Raw genomic sequence first — 21,999 nt, 5'->3', positions numbered from 1 at the left:
CCCACCCGGTCACCCGGGCGAACCCTGGGCGAGCCGAGCCTCCGCCCGGTTCTCGAGCTGCGCGCGGTAGATCGTCTTCCCCGATCGGCGCACGATGAGATAGGAAAGTCCGACGGCGATCATCCCCGGCACCAGCACGCCGATGCTTCCCGTCATCTCCGCGACCATCAGCATGACCGCGAGCGGCGCGCGGGCGATGCTGCCGAAACACGCCATCATGCCGACGATGACGAAGGGCGCCGGATTGTCGGGGACGCCCGGGGCGATCGGCTCCAGCAGTCGCCACACCGCGGCCCCGGTGAACGCCCCGATCACCATGCCCGGGCCGAAGATGCCACCCGATCCGCCCGATCCGATGGAGAGCGACGTCGCGAGGATCTTCGCGAACGGCAGCAGCAGCACCACCCACAAGGGGATGGCCGCGAGGTCGACGCGGGCCATCGACTGCTGGATCCAGCCGTATCCGCTGCCCAGAACCTCGGGCAGCACCAGCGCCATCAGTCCGACGAGCAGCCCGCCGACCGCCGGCTTGACGATCCGGCTGCTCGGCAGGCGGTGCGTGAGGTCGACGGCCGTGTAGAACGTCCCGCTGTAGAGCAATCCGATCAGGCCGCCGAGCACACCGATGAGCGCGAACCACACCAGTTGCGCCGGAGTGTCGAAGACGTAGTCCTGGGCGGCGTACCCGAACAGCGGCCCGAAGCCGAGGACGCTGCCGAACACGGTGTAGCTGACGATCGACGTGACCAGCGCCGGCACGAGCACCTCGAAGTCGAAGTCCTCCCTGTACGGGATCGTGCAGCACAGGACGGCACCACCGAGCGGGGCGCCGAAGATGGCGCCGATCCCGGAGCCGATGCCGATCGCCACGGCGATGCGACCGTCCCGCGGCGACAGGTCCAGCCTGCGGGCGAGGAGCGATCCGAACCCCGCCGAGATCTGCGCGGTGGGGCCCTCACGGCCGCCGGACCCGCCGGATCCGATCGTGATCGCCGACGCGACCAGCTTCACCAGCACGACGCGGACACGGATCATGCGGGGGTCCCGGTGCACGGCCTCGATCGCCGCGTCGGCGCCGTGCCCCTCGGCCTCGGGTGCCAGGGTGAACACGAGGAGGCCCGACACCAGACCGCCCAGGCACACCACGAGCGGAATCGCCCACGGTCTCGTGAACTCCCTGCTGCCTGCCGCGCCGCCGTCCCCGGCCGCGGTCGGCGGGTGGTAGCCGCCGATGTCGACGATGAGCAGTTGCGTCGCCTCCGACAGCGCGATGTAGAACACGATCGCCCCGAGCCCGGCGACGACACCGATGACGACACCGAGGACCAGCCATTTGCGGGTGTAGCCCGCGGTGCGGATCCAGGCCCCGGCGGACGCCCCGATCGACCGCAGAGCCCGCGACCCGGACGCCACCCGGATCACTCCAGCTTTCCGAAGACCGTCCGGCCCTCCAGGATGGTGGCGAGCACCTCGAGGTCCGCGATGTCGTCGGGATCCACCAGAAGCGGGTTGGCCGACAGCACGACGAGATCGGCGTGCAGCCCGGGGACGATCGCCCCGATGGCGTCCTCGCTCCGGAGGTGCCACGCCGAGTTGATCGTCTCCGCGCGCAGGGCGTCCGGGACCGAGATCCGCTCCTCCGGGGCGAGCACCCGTCCCGACCGGGTGCGGCGGGTGACGGCGTCGGCGATGTTGCGCAACGGGTTGGTCGGGGTCACCGGGCCGTCGTTGTGGAACGAGATCCGCTGCCCCGCTGCGATCGCGGAAGCTGCAGCGGCCCAACGTGCTCCGCGCTCAGGACCGAACAGGTCGTCGACGAGCGCGTCACCCCAGTAGTAGAGGTGGTCGACGAAGAGGCTGCACGTGACGCCGAGTGCGGTCGCACGGCGGAACTGCTCCGGGGTCATCGCCCCCACGTGCTCGAGTCGCAGTCGGTGATCGTCACGTGGCGAGTCGGCGAGCATCCGCTCCCACGCGTCGAGGGCCAGGGTGACCGCGGCGTCACCGTTGGCGTGACAGGAGATCTGCCAGCCGTTCTCGAAGTACGGCGTGCTGATCTCGAGAATCTCGTCCGCGGTGTAGTTGGCCTTGCCGCGTGTTCCGGCAAGGCCGAGCGACCGGGTGACGTCCGTGTCGAGGTACGGGAAACTGGTGGCCGCGTTACCCACCCACGGCGAGCCGTCCGACCAGATCTTGATCCCAACCTGGCGCAGCAGGTCGTCGCCCACTCCGGGTGACACGTCCGTGGAGCGCTCCGGGTTCGACATCTCGTACAGCCGCAGCCGGGTGGTGAGCGCCCCGGACCGTGCGATCGCGGTCAGGGCGCTCCGGAAGCGTGGGTCGAATGCCATCTCGCTGGCGGTGGTGATGCCTGCCGCGTTCATCCGCGCGCATTCCGCGGCGAGGAGTTCCGGCAGCCGGGTGGACGCGCCGGCGAGGATGGACGCGGCCACCGCCATCACGGCGGGCGCCTCGAACGCCGAACCGTTCAGTTCCCCCGACTCGTCGCGGCCGAAGCTGCCGCCTTCCGGGTCTGGGGTCTTCTTGGACAATCCGGCGTCCCGGGCGGCGACGTCGTTGAAGTACGCCACGTGACCGGTGTTGTGCAGGATCACCAGAGAGGTGTCGGGAGCAACGGAATTGAGCCATTCCCGGGACGGTTCCGGCAGCCCCTTCTGGAGCAGCGGGTCCCAGCCGTTGAGCACGGCGCCGTCGGGGTGCTCGTCGACGGCACGGCGGACGGCGTCGACCACTTCACCTGCGTCGGCGATGGTCACCGGCCTAATGTCCACGACCGGTTCGCCGAGCAGCACCGCCGAGTTCAGCGGGTGACCGTGTGCCTCGATGAACCCGGGGAGGATGCAGGCCCGGTGCACGTCGACCGCGATCGTTTCCGGTCCGATCAGCGGAAACACCGCGGCGTCGTTGCCGACGGCGGCGATCCGCCCGTCCCGCACCGCGACCGCCCGAGCGCGTGGCGCGGCGTCGTTCATGGTGACCACGTCACCGAACAGCACCAGATCGGCAGGTTTTCCGTCGTTCGTGCCCATCAGTGCACCCTCCCGTCAGACCGGGCGCGGGCGAGTGCCCCTGCGCCGGCAGCGAGTGTCGACTGTGACTTCAGATTACAACTACGCAGCAGGTCGTATGCAGGAATAGTGCGTAACCGCGATCGGTTGCAGACAGGCATGACCGACACACCGCTGCCCGTGGACGGCCTCTTCGAGCCGTTCGCCGTCAAATCCCTCCGACTCCGGAATCGCTTCGCGATGGCACCCATGACCAGGGCTTTCTCCCCCGACGGCATTCCCGGGGAGGACGTGGCGGCGTATTACCGCCGGCGTGCGGCGGGCGGGGTGGGTCTGGTCATCACCGAGGGGACGTACATTCCGGACCCGGCCGCCGGATCGCACACCCGGGTGCCGCTCCTCTACGGACAGGACAGTCTCGCGGGCTGGAAGTCGGTGGTGGACGCGGTGCACGCGGAGGGCGGGCAGATCATTCCGCAGCTGTGGCATCTGGGCGTCGAACGCGGCCCGCAGCCCCGGCTGAACCCCGAGGTGACGACCGCCAGCCCGTCCGGGATCGCCCTGGACGGGACCCGGCTGGGACGCGAATTCACCGGGCCCGATCTCGACACCCTCCGCGAGGCCTGGGTGGCGGCCGCCGTCAACGCACGCGACGTGGGCTTCGACGGCATCGAACTGCACGGCGCCCACGGCTATCTGCTCGACCAGTTCCTGTGGGACCGCACCAACGTCCGCTCCGACGGTTACGGCGGATCCCTCGAGGCACGCACCCGGTTCCCCGTCGAGGTGGTCACAGCGATCCGCGAGGCCGTCGGGAACGACTTCGCGATCGTCTACCGGTTCTCCCAGTGGAAGTCGAATCACTACGATTCGCGCATCGCGCAGACCCCCGGCGAACTCGCGGCCGTGCTCACGCCCCTCATCGCCGCCGGTGTCGACGTGCTGCACCCGTCCACCCGCAGGCACTGGGAACCGGCCTTCGCCGAACTGTCCGGTGAGGACGGGGAACTCGGGCTGGCCGGGTGGACCAAGCGGTTGACGGGACTGCCCACGATCACGGTCGGCTCGGTGGGTCTCGACGACGTGTTCACGACGGCCTTCACGTCGGACGGCGCGTCGAATACCGCCGGCGTGGACCGCTTGCTCCGGCAGTACGAGAACGGCGAGTTCGATCTCGTGGCCGTCGGCCGCGCACTTCTGTCCGATCCGGAGTGGGTGCTCAAGCTCCGCGACGGCAGGACGGCCGAGCACATCCCGTACAGCAACGAGCACCGGGCGGTCCTGCACTGACCGCGCCGGTCAGCTGTCCTCGACGGTGATCTCCACCTGATCGACGTTCACGCCTTCGGGTGGGTTCGCCGTGCCCTCGGTCGAGATGCGGCTCTTGTCGACCCCCTGCGCCTCGAGGGCGTTCGCGACGGCCTGAGCGCGCTGGTCGGCGAGTAGTTGGGCGGCCGCCTCGTCCGAGTTACTCGCGTACGCCTCGACCTCGATCCTGGCGTCGCCCGCCTTCATCGCGGCGGCCACCGCCTTGACGGTCACGTCCGAGAGGGCGTTGAGTTCGGCGGTTCCCGACTCGAATCCGATCGGGACCGCCGCGATGGCCGAGTTGATCGCGTTCTGGGTGGCCTCGCGTGCGGTGTTCACGGCGGACGACGCCGTGGCCTGCACACTGCTGATCGCGCCTTCCACCCGATCGGACGGGGAGGACGTCGTCGTGGTCGCGATCGGAGCCTCGTTCGAGTCGTCGGAACAGCCGGCCACACCGAGCAGCGCGAGGGCCGCGACCGCGATGCCGGTGACGATGGTCTTACGCATGATGGTTTCCCCTATACGTCCGTATGTCCGGAAAGCGCTACACGTCGTGGGACGAGGATAGCCCCGCCCGCGTCCCCCGAAGGCGGGATTCGAACACGGCCCCGTCTCCCACATCGTGAGATGAATCGGGTGGATGTGAATGCGGACACAGGCTTCTCACCTGCCCGGAAACCGTTGATTCGCCTTCCGTTCCAATTCGGTTAAATCTCCGGATTGCGATCTCATTTCAATAACGGTAGGAATGAATCCGGCGCCCGCTCAGCGCCGACATAAATGCCCACAACCGAGCAAGGAGTTAAACGCATGGATCTCGCCTTCCTGTCCGAATTCTTCTCCGCCTTCTCCGACCTCGCCGGCGCCCTGGACTTCTTCTCGGGTTCCGCCGACGCATTGGGCGGTGGCGGAGACGCCGCAACGGCGGCCGCAGCCACGCTTGGCTAGCATTTCCGCTGGCACAAGACTTGAACACCCGCGACGGGGTTCGTGCGCTCGAGCGCATGAGCCCCGTCGCGGTGCTGTCGGCAGGATAACCGTCATTCGATCACGTACCTATCACGATGAAAAATTCGTAACGTGAACATGTTCATTATCCGCGTCACCAGCATTTTCCCCGGAATTGGTCGCTCGACCAATTGAGCCGACATTCGCAAGATCAACTTTTCCGTTTCACCGTTGGTTTATTCGCAAAATAATCGCGTGCGCTGCGCAGTTTCGATGTTTCGCAGCACGCGCCAATCTCAGTGCACATGCGTACACTCAAATCCTGTGACCGGCCCGCAGATCAGACGCCGCTCCGAGGTGCGGGCACTCGCCCGGCTGGCTCTCGACGAAATCGGGGCCGCCGCCGGCGGCATCGGCAGCATCCACCGCGCCGTCTCGGACCGCGTCTTCGCCGGGGTACGCCTCGGCGTCGGCGCCCGTGCGCGGCCCGCCGAAGCGCTTCACGACGAGATCTCCGACGCCGTGTACGCACTCGTCGCCGGTACCGCCCGGCTCGGGGGTTCCCTCGCAGGGCAGTTCCTCGACTTCCCGTCGGCGGAGAACGTCCCGCCGTCCCAGACCCGCAGCGGAGCCCGGGCCATCGCCGCCATCCAGGGACTGATCGGCGACGTACTGGAATCGGAGGGGTCCGTGCTCGCCGAACCCCTGTCGATACGGGTGGGCGGAGTCGCGCTCACCGCGGACGAGTCCACGCTCGCCGATGCCTTCCCCCACGCCCGCAGTCGTATCGTCGTCTTCCTGCACGGACTCGTCGAGACCGAGGACGCGTGGTCGCTGGGCGGCCGCCCGACCTACGGTGAGCGACTCGAGACCGACCTGGGATACACGGCGCTGCACATCCGCTACAACTCCGGCAGGCACATCTCCGACAACGGCAGGAGCCTGTCCGAACTTCTGGATACGGTCACCGAGCACTGGCCGGTGGACGTCGAGTCGATCGCACTCGTCGGGCATTCCATGGGCGGCCTCGTCGCCCGCAGCGCCTGCCGGATCGCCTTCCTCGACGACCGCCCGTGGGTGCGGCGGGTACGGCAGGTCGTGAGCCTCGGCTCACCTCACCTGGGCGCCCCGTTGGAGCAGGCCGTCCACTATGCGAGCGCCGGCCTGGCCGCACTGCCCGAGACGCGCGCGATCTCCGGACTCCTGCGCCGGAGGAGCGCCGGCATCCGGGATCTGAATCAGGGCTCCCTCGTCGACGAGGACTGGCGAGGTCGCGACCCGGACGCCCTCCGTGCCGCGGCCGTCAGCGAGGTCCCCCTCCTCGACGGCGTGACGTACTTCTTCGTCTCCGCGACGATCACGCGAAGCCCGAGACATCCGCTCGGCCGTCTGCTCGGCGACGGCATGGTGCTCGTGCCGTCCGCGTCCGGGCGGAATCGGACGCGGATGGTCGGCTTCCGCGACGAGGACGGCATGCACCTGTCGCCGGCGAACCATTTCACGATGCTCAACCACGAGTCGGTGTACGAGAAGCTGCTCGAGTGGCTGGGCGCCCCGGAGTCCGGCTGAGCCTGCTCAGCCCATGGTCGTGTGCCACACGACGGCGGCGGCGAGCGCGCCCGCACCGTTCAACGACCAGTGCAGCGCGATGGGCGCGATCAGACTGCCGCTGCGGCGTCGGAGCCACGTGAACACGACGCCCGCGGCCGCGGTGGCGACCACCGCCGCGAGGATGCCGAGCACCTGTCCGAGAACACCACCACCGAGAAAGCTCGACAATCCCTTGTTGCCCGACGTCAGTCCCATCGAGGACGCGATGTGCCAGAGACCGAACATCAGCGATCCTGCCGCGAAGACGCCGCGCGCGCCGTACACCCGGTCGAGGGTGCCGTGCAGCACGCCGCGGAACGCCAGTTCCTCGGGGATGACGGTCTGCAGCGGGATGACGATCATCGACGCGATCAGCGCACCGGAGATGGTGGCGTACCGGTCGGCCATGAAGAAGGGGCGGGTGATCGGCAGGGCGGCACCGATCGCGACGACGCCGATCACGAGGCCCATCGCCGCGAGGGCGTAGAGCGACCCCTTGCGCCAGTGCCGGGGCGAGAGCCCCAGCTCGGCCCAGCCGAGGCCGCGGCGCCGGGTGAGCACGAGCAGCACGACGGCCGCGATGGGAACGGTCGCGATGCTGGCCCACGCGGTGGTGAAATGCGCGATCAGGTTCGTGGCCGCGAGGACGACCACCACGATCGCGATGTCGAGGTAGGCGTGCAGTACGGGCCGCTTGGCACGTGCACCGGACTTCTCGTCGTCGACGGCTCCGGCGTCCTGGACCGCAAGGGTCGTTCGGCCGGCCGAGCTGGTTCCGTGTTCAAGCATCCAGTCAAGTGTACGGATTTACTTGTGAGAACTCTGTGAGCCGCGCCACTGCACAGGGGAAAGCATGCCCCCGCGTCACAGGGCCACCGGGTGCCGCGTCTAGCCTGAAGACGAACTTCACACAACCCGCTGTCCAGGAGATAGAATGGCCGACTTCCTCTACGAGGACTTGCTGCCGATCGGTGAGGACCCCACCGAATATCGGCTGCTGACCACCGAGGGGGTGTCGACTGTCGAAGGACCCGGCGGCCGCACCTTCCTGTCCGTCGAGCCCGAGGCGCTGCGCCTGCTCACCGAGACCGCCCTCCACGACATCTCGCACTACCTGCGCAGCGATCACCTGAAGCAGCTCGCGAGCATCCTCGACGATCCCGAGGCGTCGGGCAACGACAAGTTCGTGGCGCTCGATCTGCTCAAGAACGCCAACATCTCCGCCGCCGGTGTCCTGCCGATGTGCCAGGACACCGGCACCGCGATCGTCATGGGCAAGCGCGGCCAGCACGTGCTCACCCCCGGCGACGACGAGAAGGCCGTGGCGCGCGGCGTCTACGACGCCTACACCCGGCTCAACCTGCGGTACTCGCAGAACGCGCCGCTCACGATGTGGGACGAGAAGAACACCGGCAGCAACCTCCCCGCCCAGATCGAGCTCTACGCCGACACGGCGACCGGCCACGAGAACACGTACAAGTTCCTGTACATGGCCAAGGGCGGCGGCAGCGCCAACAAGTCCTACCTGTTCCAGGAGACCAAGGCGATCCTCAACCCGGACGGCATGATGCGGTTCCTCGAGGAGAAGATCCGTGCCCTCGGCACCGCAGCCTGCCCGCCGTACCACCTCGCGATCGTCGTCGGCGGCACGTCCGCGGAGTTCGCGCTGAAGACGGCCAAGTACGCGTCCGCGCACTACCTCGACGAACTTCCCAACGAGGGCGCGATCACCGGTCGCGGCTTCCGCGACCTGGAACTCGAGGAGAAGGTGCTCGAGCTGACCCGCCAGATCGGCATCGGCGCACAGTTCGGCGGCAAGTACTTCTGCCACGACGTCCGCGTCATCCGGCTCCCCCGCCACGGCGCCTCGCTGCCCGTCGCTCTCGCCGTGTCCTGCTCGGCGGACCGCCAGGCCAAGGCGAAGATCACCCCGGAGGGCGTTTTCCTCGAGCAGCTGGAATTCAACCCGGGCCGGTTCCTCCCCGAGGTCACCGACGCCCAGCTCGACGCCGAGACCGACGGCATCTCCGGCACCGGCAAGGGCGCCGCCGTCAAGATCGATCTCACCAAGCCGATGCCCGAGATCCTCGCCGAGCTGTCCAAGCATCCGGTGAAGACCCGGCTGTCGCTCACCGGCCCGCTCGTCGTCGCCCGCGACATCGCCCACGCCAAGATCAAGGAACGGCTCGACGCCGGCGAGGAGATGCCGCAGTACCTCAAGGACCACCCGGTGTACTACGCCGGTCCCGCCAAGACCCCCGACGGCATGGCGTCCGGTTCCTTCGGCCCCACCACGGCCGGTCGGATGGACTCCTACGTGGATCAGTTCCAGGCCGCAGGCGGCTCCATGGTGATGCTCGCGAAGGGCAACCGGTCCAAGCAGGTCACCGACGCCTGCAAGTCCTACGGCGGCTTCTACCTGGGGTCCATCGGCGGCCCCGCGGCGCGTCTCGCGCTCGACTGCATCAAGAAGGTCGAGATCGTCGAGTACGAAGAGCTCGGCATGGAAGCGGTCTGGAAGATCGAGGTCGAGGACTTCCCCGCATTCATCGTCGTCGACGACAAGGGCGAGGACTTCTTCGCCGGTGTCTCCACCCCCACCCTCACCATCGGTAAGCGCCCCGGGCTGTAGGCGGCTCCGCCGCCCGTGAGTGGTTAACGAGTCTCTGGACTCTTTAACCGCTCACGGGCGCGAAGCGCCTACGGCGATCTCGATCACCGGATTCTTCGCCGGATCGAGTCGGCCGAGGAGGGTCGTCAGCGTGTCGCGGTCGGTGGCAACGCACCCTTCGGTGGTGGTGCCGTCCGTGACGTGCAGGAACATCGCCGAGCCGAGGCCGGGGATGCGGGCGGCGTTGTAGCCGATCGCGAGCGCGTAGTCGTAGAGCGGTCCGGCCGAGTAGAGGTTCTCGCTGTTTCCGCCGGGGCTCGAATCCTGCCGGACGTGCGTGTTGTACGTCGGCGAGAGCGGATTCGAATCCCACCAGTCACGCCGATCCGCCTGGAAGTACGGCATCGCCGTCGCCGGTGCGGGCTGCCGGCCGAACGCCTGCGACAGCGGGAAGACACCGGCAGGCGTGCGGGTGGAGAATTCGCTCGCCGCACCGATTCCCTCTGCGCCGACGTCGGCGGGGACGGGACCCGCGAACACCTGCCACGTGCCGTCCGAGCCCCGCTCCCAGGCGGTCAGTTCGGCGCGCACCGACCCCGCCGACGGGGCGTAGACGGTAACCACCTGGTCCGAGTCTCCGGAGAAGACCGCTCGTTCCGGGGCCGCGGAGGCACCGGGGGCGAACACCAGCCCGATCAGAATCACCATCAGCCCCGGCAACCACAGTCGACCCACGCGCAACGTCGTCATGGGGCGAGTGTTCCATTCCCGGGCGCGGGTCGCGAGATTTTCGCTGCGCGCTGCACTACACCCGGCAGAGGATCTCGCTGTGCAGGAGCGCGAACCAGCCGTCGTTCTCCCGCACCCACGCACGCCAGCCGGCCGCGATGCGGTCGAGGTCCGCCTCGGTGGCGAGCCCCAGCGCGAGCGCCCGGTCCGCATAGGCCGATCGCAGCGAGCGGTCGGCCCACGACCCTCCCCACCACTCGCGATCCTCGTCGGACGCGAAACACCACGTGCTCGCCGTGTTCACGACGTCGCCGAGACCGGCCTCGTGCGCCCACGACCGCAGGCGACGACCGGCGTCGGGTTCACCGCCGTTCGCCCGCGCGACGGCCTTGTAGAGCGTCAGCCAGTCGTCGAGTTCGGGTGTCGGCGGATACCACGTGAACGTGCCGTAGTCCGCATCGCGGGCGGCAACGATTCCGCCGGGTCGACACACCCGCTTCATCTCGCGCAGAGCCTGCACCGGATCGCCGACGTGCTGCAGGACCTGATGCGCGTGCACCACGTCGAAGCTGTCGTCGGGGAAGTCGAGTGCGTGGACGTCCGATACGACGGTCTCGATATTCGCGATCCCGCGCTCGGTGAACTCGTTCCGCGCCAGCGAGAGCGCCTCGTCGTTCATCTCGACGGCGGTGACGACTCCGGGCGCGACGAGTTCCGCGAGGTCGGCGGTGATGGTGCCCGGCCCACACCCGACGTCGAGCAGTGTCATGCCTGTTCGCAGGCGCGGGAGTAGGTAGCCGGCGGAGTTCTCGGCGGTGCGCCATCGATGGTTTCGCAGCACCGATTCGTCGTGGCCGTGGGTGTAGACCGTCTCGTCGCCGTCCATGCCTCGACGCTAGCAACTCCGGTCAGATGATGAGATCACTATCCCATTCCTCAGGATTCTGCGATCCACAGCTCTCGCGGGCCGTGAGTGTTACGTTGTTGCACACCAACACGGCAACCGAGGGACCGCCATGACCTTCAGCCTCGCGCTCACCCCGGCGCAGAAGGACCTCGTCGAGCGGACGCACGCTTTCGCGGAGAACGTGATCCGGCCGGTGGCCGCCGAGCACGACCGCGCACAGGAGTTCCCCTGGGACGTCCTCGAGAAGGCCGCGGACGCGGGCTTCTACAGTCCGCTGTTCTATCGCGACCTGATCGGCGACCCGACCGGCCTGTCCCTCCCCCTGTTCATGGAGGAGCTGTTCTGGGGTTGCGCCGGAATCGGGCTTGCCATCGTGATGCCCGCGCTGGCGCTGTCGTCGATCGGGCAGGCCGCGACGCCGGAGCAGATGCTGCGCTGGGCACCCGAGTGCTTCGGCGAGCCCGGCAACCTTAAACTCGCCGCACTGTGCATCTCCGAACCCGAGGGCGGCAGCGACGTCCGCAATCTGCGGACCACCGCGACGCGCGACGGCGACGACTGGGTGATCGAGGGCCACAAGATGTGGATCGGCAACGGGGGCATCGCCGACGTGCACGTCGTGAACGCCACCGTCGACCCGGAGCTGGGGCATCGGGGGCAGGCGCTGTTCGTGGTTCCCGGCGGAAGCCCGGGCATCGAACTCGTCCGCAAGCTCGACAAGCTGGGCTGCCGTGCGTCGCACACGGCGGAGCTGAAGTTCCATCGGGTGCGGGTGCCCGCCGACCATCTGCTCGGCGGCGACGACAAACTGCAGCACCGCATGCGGAAGGCCCGTGAGGTCCAGGAGGAGGTGGCCACCGGCGCGCCGCGGCGGAAGTCGGCCACCCTCGGCACGTTCGAGCAGACCCGTCCGATGGTCGCGGCTCAGGCGCTGGGGATTGCCCGCGCCGCGCTCGAATACGCCACCGAGTACGCGAACCGGAGGGAGGCGTTCGGCGGTCCGATCATCGACAACCAGGGCATCGCGTTTCCGCTGGCCGACCTCGCGACCCAGATCGACGCCGCACGGCTACTGACGTGGCGGGCGTCGTGGATGGCGGCGGCAGGCGTGGAGTTCCGTCACGGCGAGGGCTCGATGGCGAAGCTCGCGGCGTCGGAGGTCGCCGTGAAAACCACCGAGCGGGCGCTGCAGACGATGGGCGGGTGGGGGTACATCAGCGACCATCCCGTCGAGAAGTGGTACCGGGACGCCAAGCTGTACACCATCTTCGAGGGCACCAGCGAGATTCAGCGGATGGTGATCGGGCGCGCACTGGGCGCCGCAGACGGTGCCCCGCCGCTGCACTTCGATCAGCCGACCGAGGGATCCGCGTTCAACCGCCGGTTCGGCAGGGGCACGTCGGTGCGCACGAAGGCCGGCGAGTTCGCGATGTCCGTGAAGGACCGGATGCCCGAGTCCGCGCAGCGGTGGGCGATGAAGATTCTTGCCCCACCGAAGAAGTGAACGAGTGCGAAATCAGGTCCAGAGGGCGGCCACCAGCACGGTGACGATGCCCAGCCCACCGACGACGTGGACGAGGTTCGGGCGTTCCCGCCCTCGCTTCTGCTTGCCCCGGACGATCTCGGCGAGCGCGACCACCACGAGGGAGAGCAGAAGCTTCACGCCGATCTTGACGTGGTTGTAGTCCTTCTCCAGTGCGGCCTCTCCCAGCCCGACCAGGATCAGTCCCGTCACGAACTGGAGCCGCGCACCCCACACCATCACCTCGGAGATCCGCGGCGCCGCGAGCACCGCGAAATAGCCGCCGACGAGGGCGGCCATGCCGAGCAGGTGGCAGACGAACACGAGGTTGTAGACGACGGTCATCTCCGCAGCCTAGCGACCGGCCCGGTCAGCGCGAGACGATTCCGGCCTCGATCGCCGCCTCCCGGTACGACGCGGCGAGGGTGGCGACCGTTTCGTGGGCGTTGAGCCCGCTGGGATTGGGCACCAGCCACAACTCCGCACCCTCGAGGGTGCGGGGCTGTTTGCCCTTCTTCGCTGCACGCTCACCGAATGCCGTGCGATAGGCGGTGATTCCGGCTACGGCGACCACCCGGGGAGCGGTGTCGCGGACGACGGAGCGCAGCCGCTCTGCGCCGACGGCCAGTTCCGCACCGGTCAGCTCGTCGGCCTTGGCCGTGGCGCGTGGCGCCAGGTTGGTGATACCGACGCCCCGCTCGATCAGGTGATCGCGATCCGCGTCCGACATGCCCGCAGTCGGGTCGATCGGTCGCTCGATGATCCCGGCGCCCAGCAGCGCCGGGTAGAAGCGGTTGCCCGGACGCGCGAAATGCGCCCCGGTCGCGGCGGTCCACAGTCCCGGGTTGATGCCGACGAACAGCAGTCGGCAGCCCGGTCCGATGAGGTCCGGCACCTCGGCGTCCCGGAACGACTCCAACTCCGCGCGGGTGAAGCTCACAGCCGGCCCGCCTCCGCACTCACAGTCGGCCCGCCTCCGCACTCACAGTCGGCCCGCCTCCGTATTCACAGTCGGCCCGCCTCCGTCAGCCCGGCGACGGTGTCGGCCAGGGTCTCCGCCGAATCGCGGTACTTCACCCCGAGTTCGGTTTCGCTCGGCCGGTCGTCCGTGTCGGGCATCCGCGTGTAGTACTCCATCGCGGCCTCCGAGATCGGGGTGTCGAAGGGGACGAACCGGTCGATCGCGTCGACCAGTCTGCCCACCAGGCGCAACGCGGAGTCCGGCACCGGGTATACGCCCATCCGTCTGCCGGTGATCGTGGCCAGCATGTCGGCGATCCCGGCGATCGGGATCCGGGGACCTCCGAGCATGAACCGGCGGGCGCCGCTCCCCGACTGGAGGAGGGCGGCGTGCGCCGTGGCCACCTCACGCACGTCGACCATCGTCCATGCGGCGCTTCGCCCGGGCAGACCCCGCAGGTGGACGGCGGCCTCGACTGCCTGGGCGGCCTCGCCGAACTGGTTTCCCGCGGGCGGGCCGACGATCATGCCGGGGTAGGTGATCGCGATGGGTGCGCCGCCGGCCTGCAGGTCGCGCGCGTACTGCTCCACGCGCGCCTTGCTGCGGCCGTAGGCGTCGGAAGGTCCGCACACCGGGAGGCCGGGGGTGAGCAGCCGGGCCCCCGGCTGGAACAGGGCGGCGATGCTCGAGACGTAGACGATCGGATCGAGGCCGAGCTCGACCGCGGTTCCCAGCACGTTCTGCGCGCCGGCCAGGTTGGTCGCCAGCATCTCCTCCGCGCGCCGCGGGTCGACCGCGACCACGGCCGCGGCGTGGATGACGGCGTCGCAGCCGTCCAGCGCTCGGCGCACGGAGGCGGCGTCCGTGATGTCACCGACCACGTGATCGGACGTGTCGAGCCCGAGCGCCGCCGCACTGGTCACGAGGCGAGCAGGATCCCGCACGAGGAAGCGCACCCGGTGACCGGCGTCCACCGCCGCCTTCGCGCTCCACGCTCCGACGAAACCTGTTCCCCCCGTGACCAATACCAGCACGGGGTATTACACCGTCCTGGCGAGACGGTTGGCGAGCATGGTGGTGAACCGGGCCGGATCGTCGAGTTCGCCGCCCTCGGCCAGGAGCGCCATCCCGTAGAGGAGTTCCGCGGTCTCCCCCAGCGCCGGGTCCTCGTTGCGTTCGCCGTGCGCTTCGCGCAGCCCGGTGACGAGGGGGTGAGTGGGGTTCAGTTCGAGGATGCGCTTCGTGGTGGGGACGGGCTGCCCGGATGCCCGGTACATCCGTTCGAGTGCCGGAGACATGCTGAACGCGTCGCCGACGATGCAGGCCGGTGACGTGGTCAGCCGCGTCGACAGCCGCACCTCCTTGACCTGCTCGGTGAGCGCGTCGGCCATCCAGGAGAGCAGGCCGGCGAAGTCCTTCTCTTGCTCCTCCCGCTCCGACTCGTGCGCCTTCTTGTCTTCCTCGGTGTCGAGATCGACCTCACCCTTGGCGATCGACTGGAACGACTTGCCGTCGAATTCCGGAACGGCGCCGACCCACATCTCGTCCACGGGATCGGTAAGCAGCAGCACCTCGAAGCCCTTCGCACGGAAGGCCTCCATGTGCGGGGAGCTCTCGAGCAGCTGCCGGGATTCGCCGGTCGCGTAGAAGATCTGCTCCTGACCGTCCTTCATCCGCGCCACGTAGTCTTCGAGCGAGGTCAGCTCCTCCTCGCTGTGGGTGGACGCGAACGACGAGATACCGAGCAGCGCATCCCGATTGTCGCTGTCCGACATCAGGCCTTCCTTGACCGCGCGGCCGAACTCCGCCCAGAACGTCCGGTAGTCGTCGGGCCGCTCGGCCTTCAGGTCCTTGATCGTGGTGAGGACCTTCTTGGTGAGCCTGCGGCGGATGGCGCGGATCTGCCGGTCCTGCTGCAGGATTTCACGGGAGACGTTGAGGGAGAGATCCTGAGCGTCGACCACACCCTTGACGAAGCGCAGGTACTCCGGCATCAGCTGGTCGCAGTCGTCCATGATGAAGACGCGCTTGACGTACAGCTGCACACCCGTCTTCCCGTCCCGCATGAACAGGTCGAACGGCGCGTGGGACGGAATGAACAGCAGCGCCTGGAACTCGAACGTGCCCTCGGCCTTCATCGGGATGACCTCGAGCGGTTCGTCCCAGGCATGGGCGATGTGCTTGTAGAACTCCTTGTACTCGTCCTCGGAGACGTCGTCCTTCGAGCGGGCCCACAGCGCCTTCATCGAGTTGATCGTCTCGGACGTCGTGGTGACCTCGTCCTCGCCGTCGCCCTCCGCGGGGACCGTGCGCTCGACGTCCATCCGGATCGGCCACGCGATGAAGTCGGAGTACCGCTTGACGAGTTCCTTGATCTTCCGTTCCGACGTGTAGTCGTGCAGGTGATCCTCGGTGTCCTCCGGCTTGAGGTGCAGGGTGACGGAGCTGCCCTGCGGGGCGTCGTCGACGGCCTCGATCGTGTACGTGGCCTCGCCGCTCGACTCCCAGCGCGTGGCCTCGCTCTCGCCGGCCTTACGCGTCAGGAGGGTCACCTTGTCTGCGACCATGAACGTCGAGTAGAAACCGATGCCGAACTGCCCGATCAGTTCCTCGGAGGCGGCGGCGTCCTTCGCTTCCCGCAACTTGCGGCGCAGGTCCGCGGTGCCGGATTTGGCCAGCGTGCCGATGAGGTCGACGACCTCCTCGTGAGACATGCCGATGCCGTTGTCGCGGACCGTGAGCGTGCGCTTGTCCGCGTCCACCTCGATCTCGATGTGCAGATCCGACGTGTCGACGTCGAGGTCCTTGTTGCGGAACGCTTCGAGCCGCAACTTGTCCAGCGCGTCCGAGGCGTTGGAGATGAGCTCCCGCAGGAACGAGTCCTTGTTGGAGTACACCGAGTGGATCATGAGGTCCAGGAGCTGGCGGGTCTCCGCCTGGAACTCCAGTTGTTCGATTTTCGTGCTCACTTCGATTCCCTTCGACAGCAGAACCCTCGACACCAGATTCGTCGGAATGATATCCCGCGGCAAAATTCCGGATTCATCGCGGCGAGCTACCGCCGGTGGCCCGTCAGCCGGCGGCGTCCTCCTTCAGAGTGTGCGCGACCAGCGCGTTGGCATGACCGTGGCCGAGTCCGTGCTCCGACTTCAGCCAGCTCACCAACTCCATGTGCTTGGTCAGCTCGGACGAGCGGATGAGCGTCTGCCACTCACTGATCGGCCGGCCGTACTTCTCCTCGATCGACGGGAAATACGACGCGGGACCCTTCACCGGTTCAGCCATGCGCGACACGCTACCGGCACCCGCCGACACATCCTGTCCGACAAGCATCTTCAGGAAGCGACACTCAGACGGAATGTGCCCATTCGGCGAGCTGCCGCGACACCTCCCGGTAGCCACGCTTCCCGCTCGAAACGGCGATGACCGATTTCGACGCAGAAGCCGCCTCGCAGTTGGCCCGGTATCCGTAGTCTGACCGTATGTACCCGTCACGCGCGAAGAGAATTCCGGCAGGGTGACAAAGTGGCGGAGCTGATTCTGGGACCGCTGCTCAGACATGTCGGCACGGGCGATGCGACGGTGTGGGTCGAGACGTCGGAGGCGTGCACCGTCCGGGTCCTCGGCCACGAGGAACGCACGTGGAACGTGTCGGGTCACCATTACGCGCTCGTCGTCGTGGACGATCTGGAACCGGGATCGACCACTCCGTACGACGTGACCCTCGACGGCCGTCCGGTGTGGCCGCTTCCGAATGCCGTCCCGTCGGTGATCCGCACGCTCCGCGAGGACGACGACACCCTCGTCCTGACGTTCGGATCGTGCCGGTTCGCCACGATGTCCACGACGGAGGACAACCGGCACCTCGGCGCCGACGCCCTCGACGCGTACGCGGTGCGGATGGCCGGACAGTCCCCGGACCGGTGGCCCGACGCCCTGCTGCTGCTCGGGGACCAGGTGTATGCCGACGAACTCTCCCCCGAGACCGAGGCGCGGGTCGCCGAGATCCACGACGTGAAGGAGCCACCCGGCCCGCAGGTGCGCAACTTCGAGGAATACACCTGGCTGTACGCCGAATCGTGGTCTGACCCTCAGGTGCGCTGGCTGATGTCCACGGTGCCCACGTCGATGATCTTCGACGATCACGACGTGCGCGACGACTGGAACACGTCCGAGTCCTGGCGCGACGACGTCGAGGCGACGTCGTGGTGGGAGGAGCGCATCGTGGGCGCGTTGTCGTCGTACTGGGTCTATCAGCACCTGGGGAACCTGTCACCGAGCCTCCTCGCCGAAAACGATCTGTACCAACGTGTTCGGAAGCACGGCGGCGACGTCGAACCGATGCTCCGGGAGTTCGCGTCGGCCGCCGACGAGGAGGCGGACGGCGCGAAGGGCACGCAATGGTCGTATCGACGCGACCTCGGGGTCGCACGGCTGCTCGTCATCGACTCGCGGTGTGGGCGCATCCTCGCCGACGGCCGCCGCGAGATGGTGTCCGACCCGGAGTTCTCCTGGATCGAACGTCAGACCGAGGGCGACTACGACCACCTGCTCGTCGGGACGTCGCTTCCGTGGTTGCTGCCCCGTGCCCTCCACGACCTGGAGTCCTGGAACGAACGCCTCGCCGCCGGATCACGCGGCCCCCGGGTGGCGGCCTGGGCCGAGAAGATCCGGCGCGGGGCGGACCTGGAGCACTGGGCGGCGTTTCGTGACTCGTTCGACCGGCTCGCCCGGCTCCTCGCCGACGTCGGCAAGGGCCACCGGGCCGGGCCGCGTGGCCGCGCGCCGTCCACCATCTCGGTGCTGTCCGGCGACGTCCACCACGCCTACGCCGCGCAGGCGCACTACCCCGAACCGCTGCAGTCACTGGTCTATCAGCTGACGTGCTCACCCCTCCACAACTACGTCCCGGCGGCCATGAACGTGACGTTCCGGATCTCGTGGCGGCGCGCCACCGAGCGGACCGTGCGTTTCATCCTGGGCCGGGTGTCGCGGGTGCCACCGGTTCCCCTCGACTGGTCCAAGGTCGCCGGACCGTTCTTCGGTGATCAGGTGGCGACCCTCCACCTGAAGGGACGGTCGGCCCGCCTCGTGATGGAACAGGCCCGCAACGACAGCGACGGCACACCCCGCTTCAAGACCATGACGGACCTCGAACTGGCGACGGGAAAAGACTACTGACGCTGCTCGGCCGCCGCCTTCAACTGTGCGAGCCCCTTCTCGAAATCCTTACCCACCATCTTGTCCATCGGGAAGACGACTCCCACGATCCTGAAGAAGCGGTTGTTCTTGCCGGTCATCTGCCACCGGACGGTCGTGCCCGCGCCGTTCGGTTCGAGGAGGAACGTCGTGACGTTCTCCGCCTTGAACGGTTTGAGGAAGGTCAGGTCGAGCACGACCTTCGAGCCGGGGACCGACTCGGTGATCACCATTTGTCCCGAACCCGCCTTGCGGTTGCCCTCCCAGGCGTAGGAGGCGCCCACTCCCGAATCCGGGCCGGAGTACGTGCGCTTCAAGTCGGGATCGACGTCCTCCCACGGCGACCACGCCTGCCACTTCCGGAAGTCGTCGAGGAGGGGCTGAACGACGTCGGGGCTCGCATCGATGACGGTGGAACGTTCGACGAGGAACTCGGCCGAAGCCATGCGGTCTCCATTCGGTGTCGGGTGTGGCGGACCGAGGTCGCGACCACCTCTCACGTGGAAGATAACGCCTCGCCACCGGTCGCGCGCGCGGTATCGTCGGGAGCGACCCGTACGACATGGTGGGGGTAGCAGTGACGACCGAGACGGATCTGATCCGCAATATCGCCCTGGTGGGGCATCAGGGCAACGGGAAGACGACTCTCGCGGAGGCGATGCTCTTCCGCGCCGGTGTCGTCACGCGGCCCGGGCGTGTCGAGAGCGGCAACACCGTGCTCGACACCCAGCCGGAGGAACACGACCGCACCCAGTCGCTGACGCTCGGCCTCGCCTCGTTCTCCTGGAACGACTACCGGATCAACCTTCTCGACCCGCCGGGCTACGCCGATTTCGCCGGCGACGCGATGACGGCGCTCCGGGTCGCCGACGTCGCCGTGTTCGTGATCGACGGGGTCAGCGGTCTGCAGGTGAACGACGAACTGCTGTGGCAGGCGGCCACCGAGCGAGCCATCCCGCGCATCCTGTTCGTGAACAAGATGGACAAGGAGCGGGCGTCGTTCGACGTGGTCCTGGCCGGGATCCGCGACCATTTCGGGTCCGGCGTCGAACCGGTCGACCTGCCCGTCGGCGAGGCGTCCGCGTTCACGGGGGTCGCCGACCTCCTCACCGAGCACGTCATCCTCTACGACAGCGGGTCCGCGAACACGAGCGACGAACTGCCCGCCGACATCGCCGACCGCGAACACGAACAGCACGAGCATCTCGTGGAGGACGTGGTCGAGATCGAGGACGACCTGCTCTCGAAGTACCTCGACGGCGAGGACATCTCCGTTCCCGAACTCGAGCACGCGCTCCGCGCGGGTTTCGCCGCGGGTTCGCTGTGGCCGGTGCTGTGCGGGTCGGCCGTCGATGCGATCGCCGTCGACCGGTTGCTCGACTTCGTGTGCCGGATCGCGCCGGCACCGTCGGAGGTCCCGGGCATCGAAGTCCGCGGTGACAGCGACCGGGTCGCCGAGGTGCGGTGCGATCCGTCCGGCGACCCGCTCGCGTACGTCTTCAAGACGCAGACCGACGAATACGTCGGGCAGGTGGCGTTGCTGAAGATCCTCTCCGGCTACGTGCACGCGGACGATGTTCTCGTCAACCAGCGCACCGGCGCGAAGGAGCGCCTGCACAACCTTCTGCGCGTCCTCGGCAGCAAGCACACCCCGATCGACAGCGCGGAGGCCGGCGACATCGTCGGCGCCATCAAACTCACCGACGTCTCGACGGGCGACACCCTCGCGCCGATCGGCTCACCGCTCACCGTGCCCCCGATCGTGCACCGCCGACCCGTCTACGGGATCGCGGTGGCCGCCGAGAGCGCCGGCGACGAGGACAAACTCGCGACTGCCCTGGCCGAACTCGTCAGCGACGACCCGACGTTGGAGGTCACGCGCGACAGCGAAACCCACCAGACGGTGGTCCGGGGTGCCGGCGACGTGCACGTGCAGGTGGCGCTGACCCGGTTGAAGCGGCGGTACGGCATCACCCTCTTGACCGAACCGGTGAAGATCGCGTACCGCGAGACGTTGCTCGGCACCGTGGAGACGGAGGGCCGGCACAAGAAGCAGAGCGGCGGCCACGGCCAGTTCGGGGTGGCGACGGTCCGCTTCGAGCCGCTCCCCCGCGACGAGGGCTACGTGTTCGTCGACGAGACCCGCGGCGGAGTGATACCCAAGTCCCTCATTCCCGCGGTCGGCAAGGGGATCGCCGAATCGATGGGACGCGGAGGCAGGCACGGGTTTCCGCTCGTCGACCTGCGTGCCACCGTCCTCGACGGCAAGCATCACTCCGTCGACTCCGACGATTTCAGCTTCCGGATGGCGGGGGCGCTCGCCCTCCGTGCGGCCATCGACAAGGTGGGCACTCTCGTCCTCGAACCCGTCGACCACGTCGAGGTCACCGTGCCCTCGACGCTGCAGGGTGACGTGATGGCGGATCTCGGCCGGCGACGCGGCCAGATCGAGGGCACCGAACCGGCAGGGGACGGCGAGGTCACCGTCATCGCGTCGGTGCCGACGAGCGAGGTCACCGACTATCCGGTCGCCCTGCGCTCGATGACGCACGGGCGTGGCCGTCTCGCACTGAGTTTCAAGTGCTACCAGGAGCGGCCCGAACCGCGCTGACAGTGCCCTTCCAGCGTGCACGCAGCGTTCTCCCAGCTTCCCGCGGTGTAGTGGTGTCTCACTCACAGAGGAAGGGCATCGATCATGCGTTCACAATTGGTTCGCGGCATCGGTGGAGCGGCGATGGCAGTAGGTCTCGCATGTTCCGTCGTCGCGTGTAGTTCGGGCGAGTCTTCGTCCGGCACTTCGTCGACCGGCACTGCCGGCAGCGCCGTGCAGGGCGGCTCCACCGGCAGCGCCGTGCAGGGCGGCTCCACCGGCAGCGCCGTGCAGGGCGGCTCCGCCCCCGCGGCGATGAGCGACGAACTCCAGGCCTGCCTCGAGGAGAACGGCGTGCCCGCACCGCCCGACCAGGCCGGCGGCGGGGCACCGGGCGGGGTGGCGCCGCCCAGCGGCGAGATGGCATCGCCGGAAGGCGGCGACGGTTCGGCCCCACCCCAGGGCGGCGCGCCGGACGCGTCGAGCGCTCCTCCCGGGGTCGACAGCGCGACGTGGGCGGCGGCGCAGGAAGCGTGTTCTTCACTGGCGACGGGCACGACCGGTTCGTGAGCCGCCGCTAGCTCTCGCGACCGGCCCGCAGC

The 21,999-nt window shown here is 68.2% G+C and carries 20 protein-coding genes; 8 read left to right on the top strand and 12 right to left on the bottom strand.

What is annotated here, in order from left to right; all coding sequences use genetic code 11:
* Positions 1–9 precede the first annotated feature (9 nt).
* Both ACFTZB_RS09980 and ACFTZB_RS09975 read right to left on the bottom strand, forming a co-directional pair.
* Complete coding sequence (locus ACFTZB_RS09980) at positions 10–1,422, bottom strand: chloride channel protein (RefSeq protein WP_378431357.1); 1,413 nt, start codon at positions 1,420–1,422, stop codon at positions 10–12.
* Positions 1,419–3,050 (bottom strand): amidohydrolase, encoded by a 1,632-nt coding sequence (locus tag ACFTZB_RS09975; protein WP_378431356.1) that lies wholly within the window; start codon positions 3,048–3,050, stop codon positions 1,419–1,421. Before ACFTZB_RS09975 ends, ACFTZB_RS09980 begins: the two co-directional genes overlap by 4 nt.
* A gap of 138 nt (positions 3,051–3,188) precedes the next feature.
* Here ACFTZB_RS09975 and ACFTZB_RS09970 point away from each other — a divergent pair, with 138 nt between their 5' ends.
* Positions 3,189–4,319 (top strand): NADH:flavin oxidoreductase, encoded by a 1,131-nt coding sequence (locus tag ACFTZB_RS09970; protein ID WP_378431355.1) that lies wholly within the window; start codon positions 3,189–3,191, stop codon positions 4,317–4,319.
* Between the two features lie 9 nt (positions 4,320–4,328).
* On the opposite strand, the gene ACFTZB_RS09965 is transcribed toward ACFTZB_RS09970, so the two are convergent.
* Positions 4,329–4,847 carry an OmpA family protein gene (locus ACFTZB_RS09965; protein WP_378431354.1) on the bottom strand — a complete coding sequence of 173 codons (519 nt, stop codon included), beginning with the start codon at positions 4,845–4,847 and terminating at the stop codon, positions 4,329–4,331.
* Positions 4,848–5,150: 303 nt separating this feature from the next.
* On the opposite strand from ACFTZB_RS09965, the gene ACFTZB_RS09960 reads away from it, so the two are divergent.
* Both ACFTZB_RS09960 and ACFTZB_RS09955 read left to right on the top strand, forming a co-directional pair.
* Positions 5,151–5,288 (top strand): hypothetical protein, encoded by a 138-nt coding sequence (locus ACFTZB_RS09960; protein WP_378431353.1) that lies wholly within the window; start codon positions 5,151–5,153, stop codon positions 5,286–5,288.
* A 324-nt stretch (positions 5,289–5,612) separates the two neighbouring features.
* Entirely contained in the window at positions 5,613–6,857 is a 1,245-nt protein-coding gene (locus ACFTZB_RS09955) for an esterase/lipase family protein (protein WP_378431352.1), read from the top strand.
* Between the two features lie 6 nt (positions 6,858–6,863).
* On the opposite strand, the gene ACFTZB_RS09950 is transcribed toward ACFTZB_RS09955, so the two are convergent.
* Positions 6,864–7,667 carry a type II CAAX prenyl endopeptidase Rce1 family protein gene (locus ACFTZB_RS09950; RefSeq protein WP_378431351.1) on the bottom strand — a complete coding sequence of 268 codons (804 nt, stop codon included), beginning with the start codon at positions 7,665–7,667 and terminating at the stop codon, positions 6,864–6,866.
* Positions 7,668–7,812: 145 nt separating this feature from the next.
* Between ACFTZB_RS09950 and ACFTZB_RS09945 the strand changes: the two genes are divergently transcribed.
* A complete protein-coding gene (locus ACFTZB_RS09945; protein WP_378431349.1) occupies positions 7,813–9,510 on the top strand; it encodes a fumarate hydratase in 1,698 nt (565 codons plus the stop codon).
* 51 nt (positions 9,511–9,561) lie between these two features.
* On the opposite strand, the gene ACFTZB_RS09940 is transcribed toward ACFTZB_RS09945, so the two are convergent.
* Positions 9,562–10,239, bottom strand: a complete 678-nt coding sequence (locus ACFTZB_RS09940; RefSeq protein ID WP_378431348.1) for a L,D-transpeptidase — start codon at positions 10,237–10,239, stop codon at positions 9,562–9,564.
* Between the two features lie 55 nt (positions 10,240–10,294).
* The gene (locus ACFTZB_RS09935; protein ID WP_378431347.1) at positions 10,295–11,104 is read right to left on the bottom strand and encodes a class I SAM-dependent methyltransferase; all 810 of its coding nucleotides are present in this window, start codon (positions 11,102–11,104) and stop codon (positions 10,295–10,297) included.
* A gap of 130 nt (positions 11,105–11,234) precedes the next feature.
* On the opposite strand from ACFTZB_RS09935, the gene ACFTZB_RS09930 reads away from it, so the two are divergent.
* Positions 11,235–12,629 (top strand): acyl-CoA dehydrogenase family protein, encoded by a 1,395-nt coding sequence (locus ACFTZB_RS09930; RefSeq protein ID WP_378431346.1) that lies wholly within the window; start codon positions 11,235–11,237, stop codon positions 12,627–12,629.
* A 12-nt stretch (positions 12,630–12,641) separates the two neighbouring features.
* On the opposite strand, the gene ACFTZB_RS09925 is transcribed toward ACFTZB_RS09930, so the two are convergent.
* From ACFTZB_RS09925 to ACFTZB_RS09905, 5 genes are all read right to left on the bottom strand, one after another.
* Positions 12,642–12,992 (bottom strand): hypothetical protein, encoded by a 351-nt coding sequence (locus ACFTZB_RS09925; RefSeq protein WP_378431345.1) that lies wholly within the window; start codon positions 12,990–12,992, stop codon positions 12,642–12,644.
* A 25-nt stretch (positions 12,993–13,017) separates the two neighbouring features.
* On the bottom strand, positions 13,018–13,587 hold the full coding sequence (locus tag ACFTZB_RS09920) for a mismatch-specific DNA-glycosylase (RefSeq protein ID WP_378431344.1): 570 nt from the start codon (positions 13,585–13,587) through the stop codon (positions 13,018–13,020).
* Between the two features lie 65 nt (positions 13,588–13,652).
* Positions 13,653–14,642, bottom strand: a complete 990-nt coding sequence (locus ACFTZB_RS09915; protein ID WP_378431343.1) for an NAD-dependent epimerase/dehydratase family protein — start codon at positions 14,640–14,642, stop codon at positions 13,653–13,655.
* Positions 14,643–14,648: 6 nt separating this feature from the next.
* Positions 14,649–16,577, bottom strand: coding sequence for a molecular chaperone HtpG (gene htpG, locus ACFTZB_RS09910; RefSeq protein ID WP_378431342.1), 1,929 nt, complete (start codon positions 16,575–16,577; stop codon positions 14,649–14,651).
* Positions 16,578–16,680: 103 nt separating this feature from the next.
* Positions 16,681–16,893: a DUF4287 domain-containing protein gene (locus ACFTZB_RS09905; RefSeq protein WP_087556750.1), complete on the bottom strand. Its 213-nt coding sequence runs from the start codon at positions 16,891–16,893 to the stop codon at positions 16,681–16,683.
* 240 nt (positions 16,894–17,133) lie between these two features.
* Between ACFTZB_RS09905 and ACFTZB_RS09900 the strand changes: the two genes are divergently transcribed.
* Positions 17,134–18,789: an alkaline phosphatase D family protein gene (locus ACFTZB_RS09900; RefSeq protein WP_378431341.1), complete on the top strand. Its 1,656-nt coding sequence runs from the start codon at positions 17,134–17,136 to the stop codon at positions 18,787–18,789.
* Here ACFTZB_RS09900 and ACFTZB_RS09895 read toward each other — a convergent pair.
* Positions 18,783–19,253: an SRPBCC family protein gene (locus ACFTZB_RS09895; protein ID WP_378431340.1), complete on the bottom strand. Its 471-nt coding sequence runs from the start codon at positions 19,251–19,253 to the stop codon at positions 18,783–18,785. The two genes, ACFTZB_RS09900 and ACFTZB_RS09895, sit on opposite strands and share 7 nt — an antisense overlap.
* Before the next feature lie 131 nt (positions 19,254–19,384).
* On the opposite strand from ACFTZB_RS09895, the gene ACFTZB_RS09890 reads away from it, so the two are divergent.
* Complete coding sequence (locus tag ACFTZB_RS09890) at positions 19,385–21,418, top strand: elongation factor G (RefSeq protein ID WP_378431339.1); 2,034 nt, start codon at positions 19,385–19,387, stop codon at positions 21,416–21,418.
* Between the two features lie 123 nt (positions 21,419–21,541).
* Positions 21,542–21,967: a hypothetical protein gene (locus ACFTZB_RS09885; RefSeq protein WP_378431338.1), complete on the top strand. Its 426-nt coding sequence runs from the start codon at positions 21,542–21,544 to the stop codon at positions 21,965–21,967.
* Positions 21,968–21,999: the final 32 nt, after the last annotated feature.

Origin of the sequence: Rhodococcus sp. NPDC057014 (assembly GCF_042673295.1) — a bacterium.
Classification (GTDB): Bacteria; Actinomycetota; Actinomycetes; order Mycobacteriales; family Mycobacteriaceae; genus Rhodococcus_F.
The sequence above is the reverse complement of the archived record's forward strand: the minus strand, read 5'-3'. Positions and strand labels throughout refer to the sequence as shown.

Coding starts and splice junctions, on each gene's coding strand:
- ACFTZB_RS09950 (WP_378431351.1), bottom strand. CDS start 7,667: ATGCTTGAACACGGAACCAGCTCGGCCGGCCGAACGACCCTTGCGGTC.
- ACFTZB_RS09895 (WP_378431340.1), bottom strand. CDS start 19,253: ATGGCTTCGGCCGAGTTCCTCGTCGAACGTTCCACCGTCATCGATGCG.
- ACFTZB_RS09935 (WP_378431347.1), bottom strand. CDS start 11,104: ATGGACGGCGACGAGACGGTCTACACCCACGGCCACGACGAATCGGTG.
- ACFTZB_RS09905 (WP_087556750.1), bottom strand. CDS start 16,893: ATGGCTGAACCGGTGAAGGGTCCCGCGTCGTATTTCCCGTCGATCGAG.
- ACFTZB_RS09975 (WP_378431356.1), bottom strand. CDS start 3,050: ATGGGCACGAACGACGGAAAACCTGCCGATCTGGTGCTGTTCGGTGAC.
- ACFTZB_RS09885 (WP_378431338.1), top strand. CDS start 21,542: ATGGCAGTAGGTCTCGCATGTTCCGTCGTCGCGTGTAGTTCGGGCGAG.
- ACFTZB_RS09970 (WP_378431355.1), top strand. CDS start 3,189: ATGACCGACACACCGCTGCCCGTGGACGGCCTCTTCGAGCCGTTCGCC.
- ACFTZB_RS09945 (WP_378431349.1), top strand. CDS start 7,813: ATGGCCGACTTCCTCTACGAGGACTTGCTGCCGATCGGTGAGGACCCC.
- ACFTZB_RS09940 (WP_378431348.1), bottom strand. CDS start 10,239: ATGACGACGTTGCGCGTGGGTCGACTGTGGTTGCCGGGGCTGATGGTG.
- ACFTZB_RS09930 (WP_378431346.1), top strand. CDS start 11,235: ATGACCTTCAGCCTCGCGCTCACCCCGGCGCAGAAGGACCTCGTCGAG.
- ACFTZB_RS09965 (WP_378431354.1), bottom strand. CDS start 4,847: ATGCGTAAGACCATCGTCACCGGCATCGCGGTCGCGGCCCTCGCGCTG.
- ACFTZB_RS09925 (WP_378431345.1), bottom strand. CDS start 12,992: ATGACCGTCGTCTACAACCTCGTGTTCGTCTGCCACCTGCTCGGCATG.
- ACFTZB_RS09960 (WP_378431353.1), top strand. CDS start 5,151: ATGGATCTCGCCTTCCTGTCCGAATTCTTCTCCGCCTTCTCCGACCTC.